Source organism: Cytophagia bacterium CHB2, from assembly GCA_030263535.1.
GTDB lineage: Bacteria > Zhuqueibacterota > Zhuqueibacteria > Zhuqueibacterales > Zhuqueibacteraceae > Coneutiohabitans.
The window spans coordinates 1-2,170 of record SZPB01000615.1 but is presented as its reverse complement, the minus strand read 5'-3'; the positions used below and the strand labels follow the sequence as shown (position 1 = coordinate 2,170).

3 protein-coding genes are annotated in these 2,170 nt (G+C 52.1%); all 3 read left to right on the top strand.

Going from position 1 to position 2,170, the window contains the following annotated elements; all coding sequences use genetic code 11:
- The first annotated feature begins 182 nt into the window (after positions 1–182).
- On the top strand, positions 183–500 hold the full coding sequence (locus tag FBQ85_29500) for a sulfurtransferase (GenBank protein MDL1879267.1): 318 nt from the start codon (positions 183–185) through the stop codon (positions 498–500).
- 120 nt (positions 501–620) lie between these two features.
- Positions 621–1,118: a hypothetical protein gene (locus tag FBQ85_29495; protein ID MDL1879266.1), complete on the top strand. Its 498-nt coding sequence runs from the start codon at positions 621–623 to the stop codon at positions 1,116–1,118.
- A 231-nt stretch (positions 1,119–1,349) separates the two neighbouring features.
- On the top strand, positions 1,350–2,170 hold an 821-nt coding region (locus FBQ85_29490), incomplete at its 3' end, for a hypothetical protein (protein ID MDL1879265.1).

Genomic DNA, 2,170 nt, shown 5'->3' with positions numbered 1-2,170 from the left:
TCACGTTCCACTCATTCGTCTTTTGCGCCATGGCTGCTGTCTCTCTTTTTGTTTGGAAGATTGCTCTTAAAGTAAATCTCCTCCCACGCAAAAGCAAGCGCTCTTTTGCTTGACTTGCTGGGCTTGATTTCACTATTTTCCGCTTCGCCTTTCACGCTACAGGTAACAATTGCGGAGAAAAGATGAAGCAAATTGAGCCACATGAGCTGCACCAGCGCCGCGAGCAGGGCGAGAAAATCATTTTGCTCGATGTTCGCGAACAACACGAGGTGGATTATTGTCGCATTGCCGGTTCGCTGCACATTCCCATGCGCCAAGTTCCCCACCGGATTTCCGAGCTGAGTCCCGAGGATACCATCGTCGTGTATTGTCATCATGGCGGCCGCAGCATGCAAGTTAGCCGCTTTCTCGAACAGCAAGGCTTCACGAGTGTGATGAATTTGCGCGGCGGCATTACGGTTTGGTCGCAGCAGGTCGATCCCTCGGTGCCGGTCTATTGAAATTTGATGATTGAGAATTGATGATCGATGATTGCAATCGCGCTTTGTTCGCGGGGCGATCTTTGCGGTACTCTTTCACCCATTGCCATAGCCCTTATGCCGTTCCGTTACACGCCCAACATGAAAAAGCGCCTGAACCGGCGTTTGGTTGTCATGCTGCACAATGCGCTGCGGCATTTCCCGGAACTCGAGGGCCAAACCATTACAGTTGGGTATACCCGGACTCATCTCGGCGCAGCCATTCGCGAACAAAACTTGATCCGGTTGCGTGCGCGCAAAGTGACCTACAATACTATCGGCCACGAGTTGACGCATCTCGTGCAGGGCCTGAACGGCATTCCCGGAGGCGAAAAACAATGCGATATCTGGACGCTGGCGCGCAGCTCTTTGTTTTGTGATGACGCGCCGACTTATCTGCAATTGCCGCTCCAACTGCGCCGGCATTGGCCGGCTTATGCTTCCGAAGTACACGCGTTGTGTCGCCGCGCAATCGAAGTTCGAAAAACCTATCGCAATTATATTCGTTGGTTGGAGCAGGAATTGGCGGAATTGAGCCGGCGCGCAACCACTGGCGCAAAGCAATTGGAATTGGTGCTGGATTCGTCGCTCAAATTTTGAATACGATTCTGAAAGTTTTAGGCAGAATGATTTTACGACATAATTCTGCTGACGAAGTACGTTAAAGGAGCCTTTCGTATTTCTTGGGTGTTTCGTGGCTAACAGGTTTAAATCTGCTTATACCGAATTCATGTCCTTCCGAGAACTCCACCGCTTGCAATTCTAAATTCGCTTCTGTATTTTCCTTCTGGCTCTGGCTGAATTCATTTGCCTGACAGAACAGCTTCCCACATGCAATTCCCCTACGCTGAAATTCATTTTGCTCTGCCGCTCTCGCGTGGTTACACCTATCGCGTGCCGGAATCTCTCGATCATCTTGCCTTGGTCGGCAGTCGCGCGTTGGTGCCCTTGGGCAAACGTGTCGCAACGGGTTTCATTGCCTGCCGCAAAGCCGAAATCGACTTTCCCACGGAAAAACTCAAAGATGTTTTGGATATTCTCGATGAAACGCCGCTGTTCGACGAAACGCGCATGGATTTGGCGAAATGGGTGGCGGAATATTATCTCGCCAGCCTCGGTGAAGTGTTGCGCACCATGCTGCCGCCGGGTCTCGAAAAAGAGAGCAAACAATTCGTGCGCCTCATGCGCGCGCCGAGCCTGCAAGAATTGGAAGAGATGGCTGCGCGTGCGCCGCGCCAGGCTGAGATTGTGCAGGCGTTGCTGGGCAAAACCGGCTACAAAGTCTCACATCTTGCGCGTAATCTCAAATATCGAGGCGTGCGTGAGAGCTTGCGCAGCCTGGTGAAGCATGGTTATGTCGAAGTTGCGCAAGCCGCAGGTAAAACGATGGTCGCCGCGCAGAAGGTTACGATCGTGCAATTAACTCCTGTCGGCAAAAAGTTTTTAGAACGGCGCGAAATAGATGCGGCGTCTCATGCCGGGGAAGAGCCTGCCGCAGCGTTAGAAGTTGCAGCCACCGGCGCGAAACGCAAATTAAGTGAAAAACAACATAATGGCCTCAGGCTATTGTACAAGCACGGGGAAATGCCGCGCGCATTTTTGTTGAAGAAAAGCGGCCTGGCAAGCACGTCGTTGAATGCGTTGGCGCAAAG

Excerpts from the sequence above, each read along its gene's own strand:
- FBQ85_29500 (MDL1879267.1), top strand. The coding sequence starts at position 183 with ATGAAGCAAATTGAGCCACATGAGCTGCACCAGCGCCGCGAGCAGGGC.
- FBQ85_29495 (MDL1879266.1), top strand. The coding sequence starts at position 621 with ATGAAAAAGCGCCTGAACCGGCGTTTGGTTGTCATGCTGCACAATGCG.